The 23,970-nt window shown below is 38.2% G+C and carries 21 protein-coding genes; 14 read left to right on the top strand and 7 right to left on the bottom strand.

Going from position 1 to position 23,970, the window contains the following annotated elements:
• The first annotated feature begins 16 nt into the window (after window positions 1–16).
• Both rssB and galU read left to right on the top strand, forming a co-directional pair.
• Window positions 17–1,027 carry a two-component system response regulator RssB gene (gene rssB, locus M1F17_RS10230; protein ID WP_094960520.1) on the top strand — a complete coding sequence of 337 codons (1,011 nt, stop codon included), beginning with the start codon at window positions 17–19 and terminating at the stop codon, window positions 1,025–1,027.
• A 159-nt stretch (window positions 1,028–1,186) separates the two neighbouring features.
• The gene (galU, locus tag M1F17_RS10235) at window positions 1,187–2,107 is read left to right on the top strand and encodes a UTP--glucose-1-phosphate uridylyltransferase GalU (RefSeq protein ID WP_181487916.1); all 921 of its coding nucleotides are present in this window, start codon (window positions 1,187–1,189) and stop codon (window positions 2,105–2,107) included.
• 466 nt (window positions 2,108–2,573) lie between these two features.
• Here the strand turns inward: galU and hns are convergent, their stop codons facing one another.
• On the bottom strand, window positions 2,574–2,984 hold the full coding sequence (gene hns, locus M1F17_RS10240) for a histone-like nucleoid-structuring protein H-NS (protein WP_004254106.1): 411 nt from the start codon (window positions 2,982–2,984) through the stop codon (window positions 2,574–2,576).
• 542 nt (window positions 2,985–3,526) lie between these two features.
• Here hns and M1F17_RS10245 point away from each other — a divergent pair.
• Window positions 3,527–4,156 carry a thymidine kinase gene (locus M1F17_RS10245; protein ID WP_004254108.1) on the top strand — a complete coding sequence of 210 codons (630 nt, stop codon included), beginning with the start codon at window positions 3,527–3,529 and terminating at the stop codon, window positions 4,154–4,156.
• 196 nt (window positions 4,157–4,352) lie between these two features.
• Here the strand turns inward: M1F17_RS10245 and adhE are convergent, their stop codons facing one another.
• On the bottom strand, window positions 4,353–7,058 hold the full coding sequence (gene adhE, locus M1F17_RS10250; RefSeq protein ID WP_004254110.1) for a bifunctional acetaldehyde-CoA/alcohol dehydrogenase: 2,706 nt from the start codon (window positions 7,056–7,058) through the stop codon (window positions 4,353–4,355).
• Between the two features lie 482 nt (window positions 7,059–7,540).
• Between adhE and M1F17_RS10255 the strand changes: the two genes are divergently transcribed.
• The 7 genes from M1F17_RS10255 to oppF all read left to right on the top strand — a co-directional run bounded on the left by M1F17_RS10255 (window position 7,541) and on the right by oppF (window position 15,977).
• Window positions 7,541–8,185, top strand: a complete 645-nt coding sequence (locus M1F17_RS10255; protein WP_004254112.1) for a YchE family NAAT transporter — start codon at window positions 7,541–7,543, stop codon at window positions 8,183–8,185.
• Window positions 8,186–8,716: 531 nt separating this feature from the next.
• Window positions 8,717–10,330 (top strand): ABC transporter substrate-binding protein, encoded by a 1,614-nt coding sequence (locus tag M1F17_RS10260; protein WP_144141294.1) that lies wholly within the window; start codon window positions 8,717–8,719, stop codon window positions 10,328–10,330.
• Window positions 10,331–10,423: 93 nt separating this feature from the next.
• A complete protein-coding gene (gene oppA, locus M1F17_RS10265) occupies window positions 10,424–12,064 on the top strand; it encodes an oligopeptide ABC transporter substrate-binding protein OppA (protein ID WP_318836959.1) in 1,641 nt (546 codons plus the stop codon).
• A 71-nt stretch (window positions 12,065–12,135) separates the two neighbouring features.
• Window positions 12,136–13,056, top strand: coding sequence for an oligopeptide ABC transporter permease OppB (oppB, locus tag M1F17_RS10270; RefSeq protein WP_094960523.1), 921 nt, complete (start codon window positions 12,136–12,138; stop codon window positions 13,054–13,056).
• A gap of 14 nt (window positions 13,057–13,070) precedes the next feature.
• Window positions 13,071–13,979: an oligopeptide ABC transporter permease OppC gene (oppC, locus tag M1F17_RS10275; protein WP_004254117.1), complete on the top strand. Its 909-nt coding sequence runs from the start codon at window positions 13,071–13,073 to the stop codon at window positions 13,977–13,979.
• A 10-nt stretch (window positions 13,980–13,989) separates the two neighbouring features.
• Entirely contained in the window at window positions 13,990–14,979 is a 990-nt protein-coding gene (locus M1F17_RS10280) for an ABC transporter ATP-binding protein (RefSeq protein WP_036957694.1), read from the top strand.
• Window positions 14,976–15,977, top strand: a complete 1,002-nt coding sequence (gene oppF / locus M1F17_RS10285) for a murein tripeptide/oligopeptide ABC transporter ATP binding protein OppF (RefSeq protein ID WP_004254119.1) — start codon at window positions 14,976–14,978, stop codon at window positions 15,975–15,977. The genes M1F17_RS10280 and oppF overlap by 4 nt, the downstream gene beginning before the upstream one ends.
• A 101-nt stretch (window positions 15,978–16,078) precedes the next feature.
• On the opposite strand, the gene M1F17_RS10290 is transcribed toward oppF, so the two are convergent.
• The gene (locus tag M1F17_RS10290; RefSeq protein WP_004254123.1) at window positions 16,079–16,411 is read right to left on the bottom strand and encodes an HI1450 family dsDNA-mimic protein; all 333 of its coding nucleotides are present in this window, start codon (window positions 16,409–16,411) and stop codon (window positions 16,079–16,081) included.
• A gap of 22 nt (window positions 16,412–16,433) precedes the next feature.
• The gene (gene cls, locus M1F17_RS10295; RefSeq protein ID WP_318836960.1) at window positions 16,434–17,894 is read right to left on the bottom strand and encodes a cardiolipin synthase; all 1,461 of its coding nucleotides are present in this window, start codon (window positions 17,892–17,894) and stop codon (window positions 16,434–16,436) included.
• A 287-nt stretch (window positions 17,895–18,181) separates the two neighbouring features.
• Between cls and M1F17_RS10300 the strand changes: the two genes are divergently transcribed.
• The gene (locus M1F17_RS10300; protein ID WP_004254127.1) at window positions 18,182–18,355 is read left to right on the top strand and encodes a YciY family protein; all 174 of its coding nucleotides are present in this window, start codon (window positions 18,182–18,184) and stop codon (window positions 18,353–18,355) included.
• Window positions 18,356–18,482: 127 nt separating this feature from the next.
• Window positions 18,483–19,202, top strand: coding sequence for a TonB family protein (locus M1F17_RS10305; RefSeq protein ID WP_036957695.1), 720 nt, complete (start codon window positions 18,483–18,485; stop codon window positions 19,200–19,202).
• An 82-nt stretch (window positions 19,203–19,284) separates the two neighbouring features.
• Here M1F17_RS10305 and yciA read toward each other — a convergent pair whose 3' ends face one another.
• A complete protein-coding gene (gene yciA, locus M1F17_RS10310; protein ID WP_004254136.1) occupies window positions 19,285–19,719 on the bottom strand; it encodes an acyl-CoA thioester hydrolase YciA in 435 nt (144 codons plus the stop codon).
• A 290-nt stretch (window positions 19,720–20,009) separates the two neighbouring features.
• Here yciA and M1F17_RS10315 point away from each other — a divergent pair, with 290 nt between their 5' ends.
• Entirely contained in the window at window positions 20,010–20,207 is a 198-nt protein-coding gene (locus M1F17_RS10315) for a YqaE/Pmp3 family membrane protein (protein ID WP_004254139.1), read from the top strand.
• 59 nt (window positions 20,208–20,266) lie between these two features.
• On the opposite strand, the gene M1F17_RS10320 is transcribed toward M1F17_RS10315, so the two are convergent.
• A complete protein-coding gene (locus tag M1F17_RS10320; protein WP_004254142.1) occupies window positions 20,267–20,824 on the bottom strand; it encodes a septation protein A in 558 nt (185 codons plus the stop codon).
• Between the two features lie 225 nt (window positions 20,825–21,049).
• Here M1F17_RS10320 and M1F17_RS10325 point away from each other — a divergent pair, with 225 nt between their 5' ends.
• Window positions 21,050–22,852 carry a SulP family inorganic anion transporter gene (locus tag M1F17_RS10325; RefSeq protein ID WP_318836961.1) on the top strand — a complete coding sequence of 601 codons (1,803 nt, stop codon included), beginning with the start codon at window positions 21,050–21,052 and terminating at the stop codon, window positions 22,850–22,852.
• Window positions 22,853–22,901: 49 nt separating this feature from the next.
• On the opposite strand, the gene M1F17_RS10330 is transcribed toward M1F17_RS10325, so the two are convergent.
• Window positions 22,902–23,654: a YciC family protein gene (locus M1F17_RS10330; RefSeq protein WP_096863786.1), complete on the bottom strand. Its 753-nt coding sequence runs from the start codon at window positions 23,652–23,654 to the stop codon at window positions 22,902–22,904.
• Window positions 23,655–23,970 lie beyond the last annotated feature (316 nt).

Consider the following 23,970-nt stretch of genomic DNA (forward strand, 5'->3'; position numbering starts at 1 on the left):
TTGCAGTAGGTATCTTATGAAAAATAGAAAAATACTCATAATAGAAGACGAAATCACCTTCTGTACAATTTTAAAAAACTACCTAGAAACGCTGGGTATTGAGATCTATACCGCAGATAATGGTCAATTAGCAATAGAGATGTTAACAATAGACCGTATCAAACCTGATATCATTCTATGTGACTTAAATATGCCTGTCATGAATGGTGAAGCGTTTATGAAAGCGTTAGTTGCGCGTAATATTGATATTCCTGTCATTGTGATTACAGCAACAACAGATTTCACTCAGTTAGATAGAATGTTTCGCTTAGGTGCAAAGGATGCTTTGTTAAAGCCAATAAAAAATTTAGATGAAGTTAAAGTGACAATCCTTTCTGCGTTGTATCCTGAGCAAAATAGCCTAACAGAGCTGTTAGGAGAGGAAATCCCTCAGATTTCGACACTAATGCAAAACGATACTCAAGAACTGTTAGCGGTATTGAAACAGTTACAACCACCAGTACATCAAATTATAAATAATTACCGAATTAACTATCGCCAACTTAATGAGGCTAACCGTTTTGGATTATTATTAGACCTAGCGCCCATTTCAGACAGCCAAATAGGTTTTTACTGTATTGATACTGAGCGCTCTCCTCAAGAAGGCATTATGGCTGCTTTTTTGATTAGAGTCGTGTTCAATGATCTCTTGAAAAGTGCGGTAAGCCACCCAGAAAAAAAATTACCCAATATTGATAGAATTATTAACCAAATAAATTATTTACTGGAGGATTCGGGGTTTAGTGGCCAGTTTCCGCTATTATTGGGGTATTTTAATACACGGAATAAAGCGATTATTATGGCGAGTGCAGGTTTAGAAGCGGATATAACGACAGAAAATACGCATGTTAAGTTATCTAGAAGCCTTCCTTTAGGAGCGTTGAAATTTTACCAATCTAATCATTTAGAGGTAAAAGGAAATGCTTGGCAGTGTTTAATTCGCAATAATAGCCAGAAAATAAAACTAATGTTTAACCCCGAAACATAGTTATTACCTAAAATGTATACTCTTTTAATCTGAATAACTCTATTCGGACTCGTCGCTATTTATTCATGAACATTTCCTGATATACTTCTGCGCACTTAAAATGCCTCTTGTTACTTTAGTAAAATTCGAGAGGCTAAGATGATATCTGGAGTGATAAAAATGACACAGCGCAAGGTGCGTAAAGCGGTAATCCCAGTTGCGGGCTTAGGGACTCGTATGCTTCCTGCAACAAAGGCAATCCCAAAAGAAATGTTACCAATAGTTGATAAGCCACTTATTCAATATGTTGTTAATGAGTGTATCGCTGCTGGGATCAATGAAATTGTTTTAGTGACACATTCATCAAAAAATTCCATTGAAAACCACTTTGACACAAGCTTTGAGTTAGAGGCTATCTTGGAAGCGCGTGTTAAGCGCCAGTTATTGGATGAGGTTCAATCTATTTGCCCAAGCCACGTAACGATTATGCAAACACGACAAGGAATAGCAAAAGGATTAGGTCATGCAATTTTGTGTGCTAAACCTTTAGTCGGTGAAGAGCCTTTTGCGGTTATTTTACCCGATGTCATTTTAGACCGTTACAGTACAGATTTAACCAAATTTAACTTGCGTGAAATGCTAGAACAATATGAGTCAACAGGCGCAAGTCAAATTTTAGTTGAACCAGTCCCTGAAGAAGATGTATCTAACTATGGTATTGTGGATTGTAATGGAGAAATGTTAGAACCTGGAGATAGTAAAAGAATTATTCGTATGGTTGAAAAACCAAAACGTGAAGAAGCTCCATCTAATTTATCTATTGTTGGCCGTTATGTTTTATCTGAAAAGATTTGGGATGCATTAGCCAAAACAGCGCCAGGTGCTGGGTATGAAATACAATTAACCGATGCTATTGCATTAATGATGGAAAATAATGAGCCAGTAGAGGCCTACCACTTATGTGGTAAAAGTCATGACTGTGGAAATAAATTAGGTTATATGAAAGCGTTCGTTGAATATGGAATGCAGCATGATGCACTGGGAGATGAGTTTACCCAGTGGCTGAAGAAATTATCAGTATCATTGAATTCAGCAAAATAAAATTCCGCAATAAATTTTATTAAAGGCTAACTTAATTTGTTAGCCTTTTTTTATACGTAGATAAATAAATTATTAACAAAAATACCAAGTATAAAGAGAAACACTCTGACTTGAGCTGTTCAGTCTGTACACGTTATAAGTGGTGAGAGTACAAAAATTAGCATACAACTTCATTACATAAATAGAATCACTGAAAAATATTTAAGTTTATCTAATTAAGCTTACATATCTTTACTGCTATGCTTTTATTTATCATGATTATTTGGTAGATGGCGTAATACGTCGTAACAGCTTAAAACAGAACAGTTAATTGAAGTAGGGAGCGGCAGTTATGCGGTTTTAGTGCTAAAGACTGTAGCTATAATAGATAAGGGCTTTTTCTTAGTGCAGGTTAATATAAATAATATATAAAGGATTAAATAAAAACACCCTTATAAAAGGGTGTTTAAAATACATGTTGAGGCTATTAGATTAAGAAATCATCCAAAGATTTGCCTTGTTCTTCAATGGCAACCTTGATTACTGCTGGAGTACGGCCTTGGCCTGTCCAAGTTTTGGTTTCGCCATTTTCATCAACATATTTATATTTAGCTGGACGTGCAGCGCGTTTAGCACGAGTGCTAGTGCTTTTACCTGAATCCATTGTTTGCAGAAGGTCATTTAAATCTACGCCTTGCTCAAGGATCATTTCACGAACTTTTTCCAATTTACGGTTACGTTCTTCTAATTCCGCGCGAGCTTGGCTTTCTTCATCACGACGTTCTTCAACAACGACGGTTAATTTTTCCAGCATTTCTTCTAAAGATTCTAAAGTTACTTCGCGAGCTTGAGCACGAAGAGTACGGATGTTATTTAACGCTTTTAATGATTCGCTCATTTTCCTGGTCTCAAATTATTTGTTGGCATGTGTACAGTAATAATAGAATGCTATTTTAAATTCTGCAATAGCTAAATTACATCCTTAGTTTAAAAGTAATCTTTAACGAATGCAATTTTTTTACAAAAGAAAAATAAACTTTTCGTAGATATATATATAGCTATTATCAATAACTGAACTAAACGAAAAATAGGAATAAGCTAAAATCTTAGTGATTAAATAATTCAAAAAAGAAGAGGAGGGTCTCATTTTACTTTTACTCGGAATGAATTGAAGGGATAGACTCGCTTAAATTTTCTTTTTTTGATGATGTTTTTTAGCGGAATGTGCTTTAGTTGAAACTGTTTATAGTTAATATCAAATTGGTTTTTTTGCCCGCAAGCTAAGCAATATTTGCAATAAGGTATAAGCAATAAGGTATAAACTGAACTGGGAAAAGTTCAATTTTCAATAAGTAAACAGCATCTACACCATTATTGTTAATCCTAAAGCTAGTTTTATGGTAAAATTATTACGTATATTAATTTTGAGGGAACAGCCAAATGGCTCAGCTTTACTTTTATTATTCAGCTATGAATGCGGGAAAATCAACGTCATTATTGCAATCATCGTATAACTATAATGAAAGAGGGATGCGTACGGTTATTTTTACAGCAGAGATAGATAACCGTTTTGAACAAGGAAAAGTCTCATCGCGCATAGGCTTATCAGCGGAAGCGTTATTATACTCAACAACAACAAATATGGCTGAACTGATAAAAAAAGAAAATAGTGAACAAAAAGTCCATTGTGTTCTTATTGATGAATGCCAATTCCTAACAAAAAAACAAGTTGAAGAATTATGTGACATAGTTGATAACGAGGATATTCCAGTTTTATGCTATGGGTTGCGTACCGATTTTGCAGGGCAATTATTTGAGGGCAGCCAATACTTGCTTGCTTGGGCTGATAAATTAGTTGAGCTAAAAACAGTTTGTTATTGCGGACGTAAGGCGAGTAAGGTATTGCGTATAGGAAGTGATGGGGTGCCTGTATATGAAGGCCTACAAGTCGATATAGGCGGTAATGAAAAGTATATCTCTGTTTGTCGTAAACACTATTCAGAAGCAATAAAACAGGCTCAGTTGATGAATGAAGGTGTTATACCTAAGAAACCACTCCATTTTAGGTAAACAGAAATAATCTAGTGTAGAGAATAAAACAGGATTCAGTTATCGGATATTATGGCTATTAATGATATAACTCAGTGAGTTATATCATTTTATATGATATTGATTTCTACATTTTTATAGCAATTGATTTTAAATAACGAAACAAAAGGCACTGCAATTATTGCAGTGCCTTTATTTTTAAATTATGTGCTAAACATTATTTCTTAGTGTTTTTCTTTTCTGCTTCTTTTTTTACGGTTGATTTTTTCTGAGGGGCTTTTTTTTCCTCTTTTTCAATCACAAGCGCGTCTTGGTGCTCAACAAATTCGCGACCATAATAAGAATCCAGTAATAGCTGTTTAATTTCAGAAATTAAAGGATAACGAGGGTTAGCTCCTGTACATTGGTCATCAAACGCATCTTCAGAAAGTTTATCTACGCGAGCTAAGAAGTCAGCTTCAGTAACACCAGTCTCACGAATAGATTTAGGAATACCTAAATCGGCTTTCATTTCCTCCAACCATGTGAGTAATTTTTCAATTTTCGCAGCAGTACGATCTCCGACGTTAGTGAGTCCCAAATGATCCGCAATTTCTGCATATTGGCGGCGCGCATGAGGGCGGTCGTACTGGCTAAATGCAGTTTGTTTTGTTGGGTTATCATTAGCATTGAAACGGATAACGTTACAAATTAATAGAGCATTAGCGAGACCATGAGGAATATGGAATTCTGAGCCAAGTTTGTGTGCCATTGAATGACATACACCTAGGAATGCGTTTGCAAATGCAATACCGGCAAGTGTCGCACCGTTGTGTACGCGTTCTCTGGCTACAGGGTTTTTAGCACCTTCATGGTAACTTGCTGGTAAATAATCTTTTAATAAGCTTAGTGCTTTAAGTGCTTGACCATCAGTAAACTCGTTAGCTAAAACAGAAACATAAGCTTCTAACGCATGGGTGACAGCATCTAAACCACCGAAAGCAGTTAAAGATTTAGGCATATTCATGACTAAGTTGGCATCAACAATGGCCATATTTGGCGTTAATGCATAATCTGCTAATGGATATTTTTGGCCCGTTTTATCATCAGTCACTACAGCAAATGGGGTGACCTCAGAACCTGTACCTGAAGTTGTTGTGATAGCAACTAATTTAGCCTTAACGCCCATTTTAGGGAAGCGGTGGATACGTTTACGTATATCCATGAAACGTAATGCTAATTCCTCAAAATGAGTCTCTGGGTGTTCATACATGACCCACATGATTTTAGCCGCATCCATTGGTGAACCACCACCTAATGCAATGATCACATCAGGTTGGAATGCTTGCATTTGCGCTGCACCTTTACGGACAACAGTTAATGTTGGGTCTGCCTCAACTTCAAAGAAAACGTCAGTTTCAATGTGATGTTTTTTGAGAACGTTAACCACTTCATCAACATAACCATTATTGAACAGATAGCCATCGGTTACGATAAAGGCGCGTTTTGCACCATCAGTTGCAATCTCTTCAAGGGCGATAGGTAGACAACCACGGCGGAAGTAGATTGAGTTCGGAAGTTTATGCCACAACATATTTTCAGCTCTCTTCGCCACAGTTTTGGTATTGATTAGGTGTTTTGGACCCACGTTTTCAGAGATGGAGTTACCACCCCAAGAACCACAACCTAGAGTAAGAGAAGGGGCTAATTTAAAGTTATAAAGGTCTCCGATACCACCTTGAGATGCTGGCGTATTGATTAAAATACGCGCTGTTTTCATTTTTTGGCCAAAATAGTTAACGCGTTCGTGTTGGTTATCTTGGTCAGTGTATAAACAAGAGGTATGGCCGATCCCGCCCATTTCGACAAGTTGTTCTGCTTTGGCAACCGCGTCTTCAAAGTTTTTACCACGGTACATCGCTAATAATGGTGAAAGTTTTTCATGTGCGAACGGTTCTGACTCATCGATGCTTTTTACTTCACCAATTAATATTTTAGTGGTTTTTGGCACAGTAATACCGGCCATTTCAGCAATTTTATAAGCAGGTTGGCCAACAATAGCGGCATTTAAGTTACCATTTTTTAAAATGATATCTTGAACCGCTTTAAGCTCTTTTCCTTGTAGCAGGTAACCACCATGACTTGAAAAACGCTCGCGAACTTGATTGTAGATTTCATCAACGACTACAACGGATTGTTCAGATGCACAAATAACTCCGTTATCGAATGTTTTTGACATCAAGATAGACGCGACAGCACGCTTAATATCTGCGGTTTCATCAATAACGACAGGGGTGTTACCAGCACCAACACCAATTGCAGGTTTTCCAGAACTATAAGCAGCTTTGACCATGCCTGGTCCACCGGTCGCTAAAATCAGGTTAATATCAGGGTGGTGCATTAAAGCGTTGGATAGCTCAACAGAAGGGGAATCAATCCAACCAATAATATCTTTCGGTGCACCAGCGGCAATTGCAGCATCAAGCACAATTTGTGCCGCGCGGTTGGTAGCAATTTTAGCGCGAGGATGAGGGGAGAATATAATAGCATTGCGCGTTTTTAAGCTAATAAGTGATTTAAAAATCGCGGTTGAAGTTGGGTTAGTTGTTGGCACAATACCACAGATAATACCAATCGGCTCAGCAATGGTGATTGTCCCAAATGTTGGGTCTTCAGATAGCGTGCCGCAGGTTTTTTCATCTTTATAAGCATTGTAGATATACTCTGAAGCGAAGTGGTTTTTAATCACTTTATCTTCAACAATACCCATTCCAGATTCTTCGACAGCAAGTTTTGCTAGAGGGATACGTGCATCAGCAGCAGCGAGAGCCGCGGCTCTAAAGATTTCATCAACTTTTTCTTGGGAAAAAGTAGCGAATTCACGTTGAGCTTTTTTGACACGAGCAACGAGTTCATTGAGTTCGGTAACGTTAGTTACGGACATATAGATTACTCCTGATAAATGTTAAACTTTTTAAGCCAATGAGCAATGCATCGATAGAACAAGGAAATGCTTAAAGATAAAAGTATAGATGTTATCTATAATAACGCTGCTCATGATCGCCTATTGGCTTAAAAACCTTATTCCGTACTGAGTTAATATCCTAATTAGCTCTGTCTATCAGTTAAGAGTAGATTAACAAAACGGTAATTAAATAAAGTGATCTAGGTCACGAAAATGTCAAGCTGACTCCTTTCAGCACGTGTATTTATGCACAAGTTGAATAAATGTTGTTCATCTATTACTTAATTTAATATTATCAAAACAACTTGTGCAGATAATTTATGTATATCTAACTAAATACTAAGCAAATTTAGCAAGTTAAAGAAAATATTGTTTTGCTCAAGGAAATTAATGACATCGGTGGTAAAATTATAAAAGATATCAATAAATCTCTAAAGAGAACTGCTTAAGGAAATGAATGGGTGAGTAGCGCATTACTTGATTTATCGGGATATATTAAATTTTTTATTGGTTTGTTTGCACTCGTAAACCCAGTTGGCATATTGCCTGTGTTTATTAGTATGACAAACTATCAAAGTAATGCGGGGAGAAATAAAACCAATACTATTGCAAATACATCAGTTGCTATCATTTTATGTACATCATTATTAATTGGTGACTCAATATTGCAATTGTTTGGTATCTCAATTGATTCTTTCCGTATTGCTGGTGGGATCTTGATCGTCACAATAGCGATGTCAATGATCAGCGGTAAAATTGGGGAAGACAAACAAAATAAACAAGAAAAAACAGAAACTGCGGTTAGAGATAGCATTGGTGTTGTGCCTTTGGCTTTACCCCTAATGGCAGGGCCTGGTGCAATAAGTTCTTGTATTGTTTGGTCATCTCGCTGGCATGGGTGGCAAAACTTTTTAGGCTTAGCGTTGACGAGTATCGCATTTGCCTTTTGTTGTTGGTTATTATTCCGCTCAGCGTCTTTATTGGTTCGTTACTTAGGTCAAACAGGGATCAACGTAGTAACGCGTATCATGGGTCTATTACTGATGTCATTGGGTATAGAGTTTATTGTGACAGGTGTTAAGGCCATATTCCCGGGCTTATTGTAATCTAATCTCTTTTCTTTTAATGGCTGCAAACTATATCTATTTGCAGCCATACCTGCCGCTAATTACCTCATATTACACACATCAATTTTGCTATACAGATAGCACATTTCTCTTTCTTAAATGGCTTAATAAAACTTTAGCTATTAATAATCACACATAAAAAAAATGATACCTGTAATTATATGTGGCATTTTTTGCTAAAACAGGGATAAAAAGTAAGGAATTGTGAGCTACGTAAATTTATTCACTATTCTAATTGGTGTTTGTTAATGATATGTTTGGAAATGAGCTTGGAGGTTATTTTATGGTGGATAGCCAAATTGATTTTAGTGTATTGAAATATAAGAAAAATTAAAATTTCACGTCGATTTTTTTAAAATTTACTTAAAATTTTTAACTGATCAATGTTAATTAATTGTTTTAATTGTTTGAGTTCATGAAGTGGATTGCCCATAAGGAAATAGCGGTACCAGGGCTTAAATATCAGCGTAAAGATGGCTGCAAATGAGGTTATAGCGCTATTGATGAATCATGAGGGATAGAATGTTCAAATCAACACTTGGTTTTGGTGTACTTTCTTTATTAGTTGTTACATTACAGGCTAGCGCCACGGAAAAAGTAAAACAGGTTATTACAATTAACAATGGCTCAGAAGTGACATCACTAGACCCCCACAAAGTGGAAGGGGTTCCAGAAGGCAATGTGATATTAAATTTATTAGAAGGTTTAGTGTATACCGATATAGACGGTAAAGCAGTTCCTGGGGTTGCTAAAAGTTGGAGTAATGAAAATTTCACTACGTGGACTTTTACTTTGCGGGAAGATGCAAAGTGGAGTGATGGGACTCCTGTAACCGCTGAAGATTTTGTGTATAGCTGGCAACGTTTATCTGACCCAAATACTGGCTCCCCATACTCCAGTTATTTACAAAATGCGTATATTTTAAATGCAGATGCGATTTTAGCGGGAAAAATGCCGGCAACAGCGCTGGGTGTGAAAGCACTTGACCCGCAACATTTACAAGTTACGTTGAGCCACCCAGTGCCTTATTTCGTTGATATGCTTTCTCATACGTCTATGAAGCCCGTGAATAAGTCAGCAATTCAACGACATGGTGATAAATGGACCCAACCCAAGAATTTTATTGGAAATGGGGCATACGTATTGGATAACTGGGTAGTAAATGAACGTATTGTTATCAAACGAAATCCATTTTATTGGGATAACCAAAATAGCCGTATTGAGCAAGCGACCTTTTTAGCGATTAGCTCCGAAGTGAGTGATATTAACCGTTACCGTAGTGGTGAAATTGATATTTCTAACTCTGCAATCCCACCTGTTTTATATAAAAAAATGCAGCAAGAGAGGCCGAATGAATTGTATGTTCGGCCTTATTTGTGCACGTTCTATTATGAGATAAATAATCAAAAAGCCCCGTTTAATGATCCAAGAGTGCGTGAAGCAATAAAGTTAGGATTAGATAGAGAAACAATAACCAATAAAATTATCGCTCAAGGGCAAAAAGTCGCTTATGGCTTTACGCCAAGTTTTATTAATAATGGTAATTTTACCTTACCGGAATGGGCAAATTTATCAGCAGAACAACGTTATCAACGTGCTAAAGATTTGCTTGCTGAGGCCGGATATACTAAAGAAAACCCATTGAAATTTGCTTTACTGTACAACACATCAGATCAAAATAAGCAGCAAGCTATTGTTGCGGCGTCCATGTGGCAGAAAAATATTGGTGCGCAAGTGACGCTGCAAAACCAAGAATGGAAAACATCATTACAAAGCCGCCATGAAGGAAATTATGATGTTGCCAGAGCAACGTGGTGTGCCGATTACAACGAGCCAACCGCATTTTTGAACATGATGCTGTCTCAAAATAGTAATAATACCACTTTTTATAATAATCCAGCGTTTGATGCCTTGCTTGAGCAAGCGCTAACAGCACCGGACTCTTCATCTCGCCATACAATTTACCAGCAAGCGGAAGCCTTGCTAGACAATGATTCGGCTATTGTTCCTGTTTATTATCGCGTCAGTGCTCGAATGATAAAACCGAGTGTTCGTGGATTTAAAGGTAATGACCCTCTTGATTATACGGATATTAAACGGTTATATATAAGTGAACCTAATTAATAATATCTAAATAATTATAAAAAGTGTTCATCTACTGGGTGAACATGTATCAACACACAATCATAATAATTATGTATGGGAGTAACCGATAAGATGAGTAAGTTAATCAATAAATCGATTATTGCGCTTAGTGTAACGGCTGGGCTGGCAATGGGCTCTATAGCAACAAGTTTTGCAGCAACGGTTCCTGCGGGCGTTGAACTGGCTGAAAAGCAAGTGATGGTTCGCAACAACGGTTCTGAGCCGCAATCGTTAGACCCTCATAAAATAGAAGGGGTACCGGAATCTGCTTTAGCAAGAGACCTTTTCGAAGGGATCACAATAGTGGGGCCTGATGGCGAAATTTTACCTGGCTCGGCAACAAGCTGGAAAAATAAAGATTTTACAGAATGGACATTTAAAATTCGCGATGGCGCGAAATGGTCTAATGGTGACCCTGTCACGGCAGAAGATTTTGTGTATAGTTGGCGACGATTGGCTGACCCTGATACTGCATCGCCTTATGCAAGCTATTTACAATATGCCCATATTAGTAATATTGACGATGTTATCGCTGGGAAGAAAAAACCTGAAGAACTTGGTATTAAAGCTCTTGATGACAAAACTTTAGTTATTACACTGAGTGAAGCCGTTCCTTATATTCCTAAATTATTAGCTCACTCATCCATGTCGCCAGTCAATAAAAAAGTCATTGAGCAACATGGTGCTAAGTGGACGCAACCACAAAACTTTGTAGGTAATGGAGCATATAAATTAAAGGATTGGACGGTAAACGAACGTATTGTATTAGAGCGTAGCCCAAGCTATTGGGATAATGCGAATACCATTATTGACCAAGTGACTTTTTTACCGATTTCTTCAGAAGTCACTGATGTAAACCGCTACCGCAGTGGCGAAATTGATATGACATACAGTAACTTACCTATTGAGCAGTTCAAAAGTTTACAACAAAACATGCCAAATGAGTTACGTGTGAACCCATATCTATGTATTTATTATTATGAAATTAATAATGAAAAACCGCCATTTAATGACCCTCGTGTTCGTGAAGCATTAAAACTATCTATGGATAGAGATACGATTACGTATAAAGTCAAAGCCCAAGGGGATATTCCTGCGTATGGATTCACTCCACCATTTACCAGTGGAATGAAAACAGAAAAACCGGATTGGTATGCGAATATGACCCAAGAGCAGCGTAACGAAAAAGCGAAACAGCTGCTAGAAGAGGCGGGATATAACAAAGCCAACCCTCTAAAATTCAATTTATTGTATAATACTTCAGACTTACATAAGCGTATTGCCATCGCCGCTTCTTCTATGTGGAAGAAAAATATTGGCGCAGAAGTGAAACTAGAAAATCAAGAATGGAAAACATTCTTAGATAGCCGACATCAAGGTAACTATGATGTGGCCCGCGCAGGCTGGTGTGCGGATTATAACGAACCTTCATCTTTCCTCAATATGTTACTTTCCTACAGCAGTAATAATACTGTTCATTATAAAAATACAGATTTTGATGCAGTGATGAAAAAAACATTGCAAGTCAAAACGGATGATGAACGTGCTGAACTCTATCAACAAGCCGAAAAATTACTCGATAAAGACTCAGGTATTGTTCCTCTTTACTACTATGTTAATACGCGTTTAGTGAAACCTTATGTGGGGGGGTATAGTGGCAAAGACCCATTAGATAACCTGCATACTAAAGATCTGTACATTATTAAACACTAATATAGTTGTTCTGGCTCCATTTATTGGAGCCAGATGTTCGCCTATTTAGGCAATAGAAGTAGGAAAGAGCGATGTTGAAATTTATTATTCGTCGGTTGTTAGAAGCCATTCCGACTCTTTTGGTTCTGATTACCATTTCATTTTTTATGATGCGATTAGCCCCAGGGAGCCCGTTTACGGGTGAACGGAAATTGCCACCGGAAGTGATGGCAAATATTGAAGCTAAATATCATTTAAATGATCCCATGTATAAGCAGTATTTTAATTATTTAATTCAGCTTTCCAAAGGTGACTTTGGCCCATCATTTAAATACAAGGACTACAGTGTTAATGATTTAGTGGCTAAAGCATTTCCTGTTTCTGCAAAATTAGGGGCAACGGCATTCATTGTTGCTGTTCTATTTGGGGTCTCTGCAGGGGTGATAGCCGCACTCAACCAAAATACCAAATGGGACTTTACAGTCATGGGGTTTGCCATGACGGGGGTTGTTATCCCAAGCTTTGTTGTGGCACCTTTATTGGTGCTGATTTTTGCCATTCATTTGAAATGGTTCCCTGGTGGTGGGTGGGATGGTGGAAACCTAAAACACATGGTGCTACCAATGGTTGCACTTTCACTTGCTTATATTGCAAGTATTTCCCGTATTACACGCGGTTCGATGATCGAAATTATGCATTCTAATTTTATTCGTACTGCACGTGCTAAAGGGTTACCACTAAGAACTATCATTTTACGCCATGCGCTTAAACCAGCGTTGCTTCCTGTGCTTTCCTATATGGGTCCCGCTTTTGTGGGGATTATTACTGGCTCGATGGTAATTGAAACTATTTTTGGGTTACCGGGGATCGGTCAGCTCTTTGTTAACGGCGCACTTAATCGTGATTACTCACTGGTATTGAGTTTAACAATTTTAGTTGGGGTACTGACAATTACGTTTAATGCGATTGTCGATGTTTTGTACGCAGTTATTGACCCTAAAATTCGTTATTAAGTCGGAGAAACACGATGCTATCGAACCAAAAAAATAGTGAAGCTCTGGCAAACTTTTCAGAGCAGCTAGATATTGAAGGGCGCAGTTTATGGCAAGATGCAAGGCGCCGTTTTATGCACAACCGTGCGGCAATATTTAGCTTATGCGTATTGTTGTTAATTACTCTATTTGTGATTTTTGCTCCTATGATGTCGCCTTTTTTGTACGACGACACCGATTGGGAAATGATGTCAATGCCACCGGATATGGCAACCGGGCATTATTTTGGTACGGATGCTTCAGGCCGAGACCTATTAGTGCGTGTCGCGATAGGTGGGCGAATTTCCTTAATGGTGGGAGTTGCCGCAGCCTTAGTCGCAGTCGTGGTAGGCACTTTATACGGTTCATTAGCGGGTTATGTGGGTGGAAAAGTGGATTCCATCATGATGCGTATATTAGAAATTTTAAATTCCTTCCCATTTATGTTTTTTGTGATCCTCCTTGTCACGTTGTTTGGGACCAATATTTTACTGATATTTGTGGCGATAGGAATGGTGTCTTGGTTGGATATGGCGCGTATTGTTCGCGGACAAACACTCGGATTAAAGCGTAAGGAATTTATTGAGGCAGCGCTTGTTTGTGGTGTTAGTACGCGGCAGATTATTCTACGTCATATTGTACCTAACGTTTTAGGTGTAGTAGTCGTTTACGCGTCATTATTAGTTCCAAGTATGATTTTGTTTGAATCATTCTTAAGCTTTTTAGGTTTAGGCACACAAGAGCCGTTAAGTAGTTGGGGGGCGTTATTAAGTGATGGGGCGAACTCAATGGAAGTGACGCCGTGGTTGCTACTGATACCAGCCGGTTTCTTAGTCATTACGCTATTTTGTTTTAACTTCATCGGTGACGGGCTACGAGATGCGCTCGACCCGAAAGATCGCTAGAGGGAATAATATGTTAAATAACTCAATGAAAAGCCCTCTGTTATCCGTGAAAGATCTCAGTGTGACATTTGCAACTCAAGATGGTGAGGTTACCGCCGTAAACAAATTGAACTTTGAATTAAGTGCGGGGGAAACGCTTGGCATAGTTGGTGAATCAGGCTCAGGAAAATCACAAACTGCTTTCGCACTCATGGGCTTACTCGCCAAAAATGGCAGAATTAATGGCTCTGCCATGTTTAATGGCCGTGAGATTTTGAATTTAAGAGAAAAAGAATTAAACCGTATGCGAGCGGAAGAGATTTCAATGATTTTTCAAGACCCAATGACATCATTGAACCCTTATTTGAAAATTGGTACACAGCTGTCGGAAGTTCTCATGTTACATAAAGGCATGAGTAAAAGAGAAGCTTTCGAAGAATCAGTTCGTATGTTAGATGCCGTTAAAATGCCTGAAGCACGTAAGCGTATGAATATGTATCCACATGAGTTTTCAGGAGGAATGAGACAACGCGTCATGATTGCAATGGCCCTGTTATGCCAACCAAAGCTGTTAATTGCTGACGAACCCACGACAGCACTTGATGTGACTGTACAAGCGCAAATCATGACGTTGCTCAATGAGTTAAAACAAGAGTTTGATACTGCAATCATTTTGATCACCCACGACCTTGGGGTCGTCGCAGGGGTATGTGATAAAGTCCTAGTGATGTATGCAGGACGCACGATGGAGTACGGTACTGCGAAGGATATCTTTTATCATCCATCTCATCCATATTCACTTGGCTTGTTAGCTGCTGTTCCGCGCCTCGATGGTGATGACGAAAGTTTAGCTACCATTCCCGGCAATCCGCCTAATTTATTACGTTTACCCAAAGGCTGCCCATTTTCACCTCGTTGCCAATATGCAGTTCAGCAATGTGTTGACCAAGAACCTGCATTAACCACATTTGGTCAAACGCGGTTACGTGCCTGCTTTAAGCCACTGGAGGAATTGGTATGAGTACCCATGAAAATAGGCCAGTTTTACTCGAAGTGAATGACCTTAAAGTCCATTTTGAGATTCGAGATAAAAAACAGTGGTTTTGGCAACCAAACAAAAGTCTTAAAGCGGTAGATGGCGTAACACTTCGTTTATATGAAGGTGAAACATTAGGTGTAGTCGGGGAATCAGGGTGCGGTAAATCCACTTTTGCTCGAGCACTTATTGGGTTAGTTAAAGCAACGGATGGTACAGTAAGTTGGCTGGGGCAGAATTTATTAGGTAAAACTGATAAAGAGTGGCGCAGTGTTCGCAGTGATATTCAAATGATTTTCCAAGATCCACTGGCTTCGCTTAATCCGCGAATGACCATCGGTGACATTATCGCTGAGCCATTAAAAACCTATCATCCTAAAATGCCACCATCACAAATCACAGAAAAAGTGAAAAAAATGATGATGCGGGTTGGCTTATTACCAAATTTGATTAACCGCTACCCCCATGAGTTTTCGGGAGGGCAATGCCAGCGTATTGGTATCGCAAGAGCATTGATTTTAGAACCTAAACTCGTGATTTGCGATGAGCCAGTTTCTGCATTAGACGTGTCAATTCAAGCACAAGTTGTTAATTTATTGCAAGAATTACAACGTGAAATGAAATTATCGCTAATCTTTATCGCGCACGATTTGGCGGTTGTTAAGCATATTTCTGACCGTGTCTTAGTGATGTACTTGGGGCATGCCGTAGAGCTTGGTACCTATGATGAGGTATACAATAATCCCTTACATCCTTATACACGCGCATTGATGTCAGCAGTGCCCGTTCCTGATCCCGATAAAGAAAAAAATAAGGTAATAGAACTTTTAGAGGGTGAATTGCCATCACCCATTAACCCACCTTCAGGTTGCGTATTTAGAACCCGTTGCCCATTAGCGGATGAAGAGTGTGCAAAAACAAGGCCATTATTAGAAGGGAGTTTCAAACATGCGGTGTCTTGTTTGAAAATTGACCCATTGTGATTGTTTTCTCATGATGGGCGAAAGGGAATGGTGTCTAGGGGGCTTCTACTTTAATTAATCCAAAAGGGACGAAAAAGGGACGAAATGTCCCTTTTAATCAACTATTTCTTCCAAAAAATATGGTGAAACGGTTTAGAAGGGTGGCGGCTAATTAATACGCGAGCAAAAATATCGTCTAATTCGGCGTCAGGGCTTTGAGCTAACCCAATAACCACTTCACTTAATTGGTTTAAATTAAGCTCTTCAGTAATCATCTCTTGCCAATTAAGGGTAACAGGAACAATTTCTGCGGCACCTAACTCTTCAAACTGCAAAGCAAAAATTAATTGGTCAGCGGGCTCTAAATTATCCATTGCCCCTTCAAGAAAAAGGTCATAAGCCATTTCAATGATGTCATCTTCATCGATTAAAGGTGTATTTTGTATTTCAGTCATGACCTTTCCTAATTAACTTAATTTATAACAATGGGCTAAAGAAGTAGCAAATGCGTTCAACGACACGGTTCCAGAACGGACGTTGTTCCCATTCTTCAATTTCTAAACGAGTTGAACGCGCAATATAATCATACTGAACTAGCGTGAGATCGCTACCAAAACTTTTATCATCAATGACCACTGTTATTTCAAAATTGAGCCATAAACTGCGCATATCAAGATTTACTGAACCAACAAGGCTAAGCTCGCCATCAACCAAAACACTCTTCGTGTGTAATAAACCATCTTCAAATTGATAAATCTTAACACCAGCAGCTAATAATTCACTGTAAAATGAGCGGCTTGCCCAGCGAACAAGGAATGAGTCATTCTGCCTTGGCATAATAATACTGACGTCGACACCTCGCATTGCTGCTGTACAAATTGCATGCAAAAGGTCATCACTAGGCACAAAATAAGGGGTGGTCATGATCAGTTGTTTGCGCGCAGAGAACATCGCGGTCATCAGTGACTGTTGAATCAACTCATCAGGGAAGCCCGGTCCTGAGGCGATAATTTGTGTTGTATGCCCATTCGCTTGTTCAAAAGGCATAATATTACTGTCAGGCGGTGGTGGGAGTACGCGTTGGCCGGTTTCCATTTCCCAGTCAAAAGCATACACGATACCTAATGTGGTACTCACAGGGCCTTCCATACGTACTAAAATGTCAACCCATTCACCAACCCCTGAATCTTGTTTAAAATAACGAGGGTCAACCATATTCATACTGCCTGTATATGAAATATAGTTATCGATAACCACTATTTTACGATGTTGACGTAAATCCATTCGACGCAAGAAGAAACGCATCAAATTAACTTTTAATGATTCTACAAACTCAATACCTGCAGCACGCATTTTTTCGGGGTAATCGCTACGGAAAAAATGCCAACTTCCCGCGGAGTCCACCATAATCCGGCACTTAACACCGCGTTTAGCGGCATTAAGTAAGGCTTCGGTAACACCGTCGACTAAACCACCCGGTTGCCAAATATAGAAGACCATTTCAATCGAGTGCTGGGCATTGTTGATGTCGTTGACTATCGCTTTTAATGAGTCTTCACAGGTAGTTAAAAGTTGAATTCTATTACCTTTAACACCAGCAATACCCTGGCGCTTTTCAACTAACTGAAATAATGGTTCAGCGACGGGGCTATTATCAGTGGCGAAGATATATTTTGAAGTTCGTAAGTTTTCTAACCATGTCGCGACGGAAGGCCACATATCATGAGCTTTATCGACTCGACGTTTACCGAGGTGAAGTTCACCGAAGGCGACATAGGCAATAATCCCGACTAATGGCAGAATATAAATGATCAGGAGCCATGTCATGGCTGAGGTGACCGGCCTTCTTTTGACTAAAATGCGGACTGTAATTGCTGCAATAATTAGCCAATATAGGAAGAACAGAAGCCAACTCATAAGTGTATAGACGGTTGCCATAACGGGTCAGATGCCTCACTGATAAGAAAAAGGTTCAAAAAAAGATAGTTTAGCTAAAAAAACTGTTAGTAAAATATCAACTTAATAGAATTTAGCAAAATTCTGCAGTAAAAGCTTCGTGAAATAGAGTAATTTGTTAGGAAAAATAGTTTTGTTAATTGATTTTATCATCATGAAATTAAAAGCAGTGCACCGAAATGACATAAAAAGTTCCTCTTGGTTCTTTTTTTCAAAGGAATATAATATTTTTTTCTAATAATTTTTAGACGATAAAAGGACACAATTAAATGAGACGTAGTAGGCATGAAGTAGGGCGTTGGCGTATGTTAAGACAATCCCTACGTCGCCGTAGACGCTGGCTAGAAGGGCATTCAAGGCGAAACATGCGCATCTATGCAATGCGTAAAATTGACATTTACCATCGTCGGCATTCCCTGCTTTTTACCCAATGGATTGAGTAAGGTTATTACAGCGTACACTCACATTTTTCACTTTGTATGACAAACCTTATTGAATATGATTGCTATTTGCATTTAAACTATCAGTCATATTCTTTTTTGGTAGACAGGTGTAGGGTAGAAATTGCATATGCGTTGGATGCGTTGGACTTTAATTATCGTCGTTTCATTATCTATTCATGCGGGTCTTGCAATGGCATGGATTTTTAATCAACCTAACTTGGTCAGAGACCCTGAACCATTGACGATTTCTATGATTGCTTTTGCCGCCCCTGAACCTGCTTCTGAGCCCGTTGAGCAGGTTGAAACACCGGTAGAGCCAGAACCAGAGCCCGTTATAGAACCTGAACCCGAACCGGTAGTTGAACCTGTTATTGCATTACCTAAGAAGAAACCTGAGGTAAAGAAAAAGCCTAAGCCAAAACAGGAAGAAAAGAAAAAAATTAAAGAAGATGTTAAGCCAGTTGAAAAGCAATTGGCGATGAATAATCTTAAATCAGACGTTACTGCGCCGAAAACGAATAACAGTCCAATTAAAACTGCAAACAATACAGGGGCAAGTAATAGTCAATCGACTAAGAAAGGCGGCCCGAGGGCTCTGCATAAACAAGCTCCTTCCTATCCTGAACGCGCGCGTCGCTTAGGTAAAGAAGGATATGTGAAAGTTCGTTATGATATTGATGATGGTGGACGAGTGACAAATATTGAATTTGTCGAAGCCTCACCTAAAGGTTTATTCGAGCGGGATGTTAAACGTGCAATGAACCGTTGGACTTTTGAAAAGCAACCTGCAAAAGGCTACGTGACTGAAATTTATTTCAAATTAGATGGCACTGTTAGCCAAGTCTAATGGTTAACATTAGGTTGTATAAAAAAGCACCACAGCAATGATGGTGCTTTTTAGTTTTTACATAATGAGTGGAGCTAAAAACTTATGCTTCGTTAGTTTTTTGATCTGAACTCGCTAACTGAAAATGTTGTTTTTCTTTGGGTAATGAACGTGAGGTACTATCATCATTAACTGCGACATAAGTAAATACCGCATCAGTAGCACGGTAACGTTGCCCAACAGGCTCCGTTGCGACTTTTTTTACCCAAACTTCAATATTAATGGTAATTGAGCTTTTTCCTGTTTTTAAGCAACGTGCATAGCAGCAAACAACATCACCAACAGCAACGGGCTTTTGAAACTTAATGCCATTAACTGCCACAGTAACAACTCGTCCGAGCGCTATTTCTTTTGCTAAGATAGCCCCACCAATGTCCATTTGTGACATTAACCAGCCACCAAAAATATCACCATTCGCATTAGTATCTGCGGGCATGGCTAATGTACGTAAAACCAACTCACCGTTCGGCAATTGCATATCTGACTCTTATTAAAAGGGTTATTACTTTTGATTTTGCATTTATAACAAATTACATATGCAATAGTAAACCTGAACCATACAGTTATTGATTGATAATAGCTATTTGATTGAATTGCTGCAAAAATAAGACAAATATGGTACCCATTATTAATAAACGGCGTCTAATTCTTGGTAAAAAGATCAACTTTTGCAAAGAAAAAGCAAGAAGTGTTTTTTATATTTAGTCAATTGATTGAATTGGCTATACTCAATAATATAAATTTTATTGATTAATTTAGAGGTATGAAATGAGATTGTTACTGGCAATATTATTACCTTGGTTGCAATTTTTTACGATAGGGCGCCCCTTTGCTGGGGTCATTTGCTTAATTCTACAGATCACGTTAATTGGTTGGCTACCCGCTGCCATATGGTCGGTATACGCATTATCACAGTACAATACAGATAAAAAAATTGAAAAAGCATTTGGTGACAAGCGCTATTAATAAGAAAAAAAACCTGCTAATCGATAGACAATTAGCAGGTTTTTAACTCTAATTTTTAATTATTCTTCGTGTTTTTCTGCAGGCTCTTTAACCATATTTTTAAAAATATAGACCACACTCAGTACTGTAAATATTAATGTTCCCGCTGTCAGACCAAAGACTTTGAAATTTACCCAAATATCTTGCGCCATCCAGAAAGCAACATAAATGTTCAGTAATGCGCAGAAAATAAAGAATATTGCCCATGCACTATTGAGTTTGTTCCAATAACTATCTGCTAATTTTATTTCTTGATTACTGCCTAACATGCGCTGAATTAGGGGCTTTTCAGTAAACCATTGGCTAAAGAGTAATGCGCCAGCAAACGCAGCATAGATGATAGTGACTTTCCATTTAATAAATGCATCACTGTGGAAAATAAGGGTTAACGCAGCAAAACTCATCACAATTGCACAGGTGATTTTTGCAACTTTCTCAACTTTTTTATAAATAAGGTAGGTTGCTAATAACGCTAAAGGAGTGGTAACCATTAACGCGCCACTCGCATAGAAAATATCGTATCTTTTATAGACTATAAAAAAGATTACCAAAGGAATAAAATCAATAAGTTGTTTCATAACAGTGAATACAGCGCCTCAACGTAAAGATAATGGAGTAGTTTAACCGATTTTGGCTTTAATTGTTAAAAGTTTGCACCTTTTTACCAATAAACATGTTTTGTTACCAATCATATTTGCACTATTTTACGATTATTTGACTTACTTCTAGATAAACTTTATTAGTTCGGATATAAGTAATACATAAAATAATTTAACTTGCTAATTTATAGGTACTTTTCTCCCATGATAAAGGCAAAGCTATTTGTCTGGATGCCAGGTTTAAAAACGCTATTTAACTATCAACGTACAGACTTAGGTCCTGATATTAAAGCGGGTTTGTCTGTCGCTGCAGTTGCTTTGCCAGTGGCTATTGCCTATGCCGAATTAATGGGGGTGAATGCCATTGTCGGATTATACTCATGTATTTTACCGATGTTTTTCTATGCGTTATTTGGGACGTCGAAACAATTGATTATCGGGCCTGATGCCGCAACATGTGCTGTAATTGCAGCCGCAGTCGCACCACTCGCAATGGGGGATGAAACCGTTCGTTGGCAACTGATTATTGTCATGAGTTTTATGACTGGGGTTTGGTGTTTGATTGCAGCAAGGTTTCGTTTAGGTACCTTTGCTGATTTTTTATCGAGGCCGATATTGCAAGGTTTACTAAATGGGGTAGCTCTTACGATTATAGTCAGCCAAATCAGTAAAATATTTGGTATTACGACTTTACCTTCAGGGTTTATTGAACGCTTAATAGCGTTTCCATTAGCGCTAATGGAAACACATATTCCGACATTATTAGTGGCTATTGCAACATTGGTAATCACCTTAGTGATTAAGCGAGTAAGGAGTAAGTGGCCGTCCCTATTAATTGCAATGGTTTTGGCTACAGCAGCCAGTATTCTATTTAATCTTGAGCAATATGGCATTAGCACGGTTGGGGATTTAGGTGAAGGACTTCCTTATATACCTATGCCAGATTTTCCACCAGGGTTACTCAGAGATCTTGTCATTCCATCATTAAACTTAGCAGTGATTAGCTTTGTAAGCTTTATGATGACAGCGCGAAGTTTTGCAAGCAAAAATGGCTATACCGTGGATGCAGACCAAGAATTAAGAGCGTTAGGGATGGCAAATATTGCTTCTGCTTTTGGTCAAGGTTTTGCAGTGAGCGCTGCGAGCAGCCGTACAGCAGTTAATGATATGATGGGAGGGAAAACACAGTTGGTTTCCCTCGTTGCCGCGCTGACCATCTTAGCTGTTTTACTTTTTTCTATGAATTTATTGGAATATATCCCCATGCCTGCTTTAGGGATGGTTTTAATTATTTCAACTTATTCTTTGCTTAGTTTCCGCAGTATTTTATCAATGCGTAAACGCAATAGAGAAGCTTTTTTCTTATGTGTTTTTACTTTATGCGCAGTGTTGGTAGTTGGTTTGATTAGTGGTGTAGGCTTAGCCGTTTTATTAGGTTTATTACAGTTTATCCGAATTATATTTAGGCCAACAGATCAATTATTAGGCGTTGATGAGCATGGTATGTTGCACTCGATGACATCAGAAAATGATATTCAAGAAGTTGATGGTGTCCTAATTTATCGTTTCAATTCTCCGCTTACCTATTTTAATGTGAATTACTTTAAAGAGCGGCTAAATAAACATTTAGATAATCAACGTAAAAGACCCGCTTGGGTGATTGTTGATGCTGCTGTCAGCTTTACGCATAATGATGTGAGCGTATTTTCCACATTGAATGATATTGTGACATCTTTGAAGGCGAAAGGGGTGACTTTGGTATTAGCTGGGCGTAGAACTTCTCTTAATCGTTGGTTAGAACAAAATAAAATCAACCGTTCAGATGATGATTTATTAGTGGTACCGGATATTTATTTTGCGATCCGTTTAATTCAAAGTAAGCAGCAAATTCAAATGAAATGTGTGGAAGAAAGAAAGACACAAGAGAGCGGGAAGGACCCAGGCTCATTAGAATATGATTGCGAAAATCGAATTAGACCAACGAATATTAGCTCAGATAAAGTTTAAAAATAACGTAAATAAAAAGGTATCAAATGATACCTTTTTATCAGCGAGATCAATTTTTTGTGATTAGCATATATAAACGATAAAAGTAAATTAAAGCAAATGCGGCTACAACATTATTGAGTAAAAAGGAGATACCATTAATCGCAATATGATTCATATTAAGGTTACCCAATAGAACACTGATAAGCATTTGAACGGCCATCCAAATTAAAATCATCGGTAAAGCGACACGCCAATTTGCATAAGCCAATTTCCAGCTTTTTCCCATCGCACTAAATGGGTTGGTGTTTTCAGTCATTAAAATTGCTGGCGCTAAGGAAAAACCAATGGCTAGCACGATACCAGGTAGAACCATAATTGTGATGCCTAATTGGATAAGCAGCGAGCAAACGACCAACAGAAGAAACATAGAAGGCGCTTTGTTCAGTGATGATGTTATCGCTTGAAGCCCTGTCATATCTTCGCCACGAGACATCCCTGAGATATAGGATAATGTGCCACAAATAAGGAACAAACTGCCAAGAGTGACTGAGAGAATCAATCCAAAAGAAACGCGCAAAATACTACTTTTATCTTCTTCAGATAGATTTAGAATCCAGTCTTGTAACCCCGAATTACCAGATTCAATCATTTTACTTTGTGCTTGAGCAAGAACACCTATCATCTGTTCACTAGGGATCATCATCGCATAGATGACAAGGCTTACCACGGTGGCTAAGAGCACAATGGTGAGGAGGCCACTCAATTGGTTTTTAAAGAAATTGATACTATCACTGATGAGTGAGTTGGCCGAAATGGACATGACACTGCTCCTATCTACAAACGGGATCAAAATTTTAATCTAATTGTAACTGAGTATCACGCCTAGAGGTAGAGAAAGATAAGAAAATTCGGGAGGTTAAGAAAAATATATTGCTCATGATGATCGAATGTAATTAACCCAAGAAATGAATTTATATAAATTGTATTTTTTATGCATGTTTAAGTTTTGAAATAAATATCTATATTTAGAAATCAAATTTTTATTTTGTTAGTTACTTTATAAAAATTGATTTAAATCAAAAATAAAAAACAATAAATGAAATAATAAATCCATATTTATTGGTTTACCTATAAAT

The sequence above is a fragment of the Providencia sp. PROV073 genome (genome assembly GCF_033688125.1).
Taxonomy (GTDB): Bacteria; Pseudomonadota; Gammaproteobacteria; order Enterobacterales; family Enterobacteriaceae; genus Providencia; species Providencia hangzhouensis.

Excerpts from the sequence above, each read along its gene's own strand:
- rssB (WP_094960520.1), top strand. The coding sequence starts at position 17 with ATGAAAAATAGAAAAATACTCATAATAGAAGACGAAATCACCTTCTGT.
- galU (WP_181487916.1), top strand. The coding sequence starts at position 1,187 with ATGACACAGCGCAAGGTGCGTAAAGCGGTAATCCCAGTTGCGGGCTTA.
- hns (WP_004254106.1), bottom strand. The coding sequence starts at position 2,984 with ATGAGCGAATCATTAAAAGCGTTAAATAACATCCGTACTCTTCGTGCT.
- M1F17_RS10245 (WP_004254108.1), top strand. The coding sequence starts at position 3,527 with ATGGCTCAGCTTTACTTTTATTATTCAGCTATGAATGCGGGAAAATCA.
- adhE (WP_004254110.1), bottom strand. The coding sequence starts at position 7,058 with ATGTCCGTAACTAACGTTACCGAACTCAATGAACTCGTTGCTCGTGTC.
- M1F17_RS10260 (WP_144141294.1), top strand. The coding sequence starts at position 8,717 with ATGAGGGATAGAATGTTCAAATCAACACTTGGTTTTGGTGTACTTTCT.
- oppA (WP_318836959.1), top strand. The coding sequence starts at position 10,424 with ATGAGTAAGTTAATCAATAAATCGATTATTGCGCTTAGTGTAACGGCT.
- oppB (WP_094960523.1), top strand. The coding sequence starts at position 12,136 with ATGTTGAAATTTATTATTCGTCGGTTGTTAGAAGCCATTCCGACTCTT.
- oppC (WP_004254117.1), top strand. The coding sequence starts at position 13,071 with ATGCTATCGAACCAAAAAAATAGTGAAGCTCTGGCAAACTTTTCAGAG.
- M1F17_RS10280 (WP_036957694.1), top strand. The coding sequence starts at position 13,990 with ATGTTAAATAACTCAATGAAAAGCCCTCTGTTATCCGTGAAAGATCTC.
- oppF (WP_004254119.1), top strand. The coding sequence starts at position 14,976 with ATGAGTACCCATGAAAATAGGCCAGTTTTACTCGAAGTGAATGACCTT.
- M1F17_RS10290 (WP_004254123.1), bottom strand. The coding sequence starts at position 16,411 with ATGACTGAAATACAAAATACACCTTTAATCGATGAAGATGACATCATT.
- cls (WP_318836960.1), bottom strand. The coding sequence starts at position 17,894 with ATGGCAACCGTCTATACACTTATGAGTTGGCTTCTGTTCTTCCTATAT.
- M1F17_RS10300 (WP_004254127.1), top strand. The coding sequence starts at position 18,182 with ATGAGACGTAGTAGGCATGAAGTAGGGCGTTGGCGTATGTTAAGACAA.
- M1F17_RS10305 (WP_036957695.1), top strand. The coding sequence starts at position 18,483 with ATGCGTTGGATGCGTTGGACTTTAATTATCGTCGTTTCATTATCTATT.
- yciA (WP_004254136.1), bottom strand. The coding sequence starts at position 19,719 with ATGCAATTGCCGAACGGTGAGTTGGTTTTACGTACATTAGCCATGCCC.
- M1F17_RS10315 (WP_004254139.1), top strand. The coding sequence starts at position 20,010 with ATGAGATTGTTACTGGCAATATTATTACCTTGGTTGCAATTTTTTACG.
- M1F17_RS10320 (WP_004254142.1), bottom strand. The coding sequence starts at position 20,824 with ATGAAACAACTTATTGATTTTATTCCTTTGGTAATCTTTTTTATAGTC.
- M1F17_RS10325 (WP_318836961.1), top strand. The coding sequence starts at position 21,050 with ATGATAAAGGCAAAGCTATTTGTCTGGATGCCAGGTTTAAAAACGCTA.
- M1F17_RS10330 (WP_096863786.1), bottom strand. The coding sequence starts at position 23,654 with ATGTCCATTTCGGCCAACTCACTCATCAGTGATAGTATCAATTTCTTT.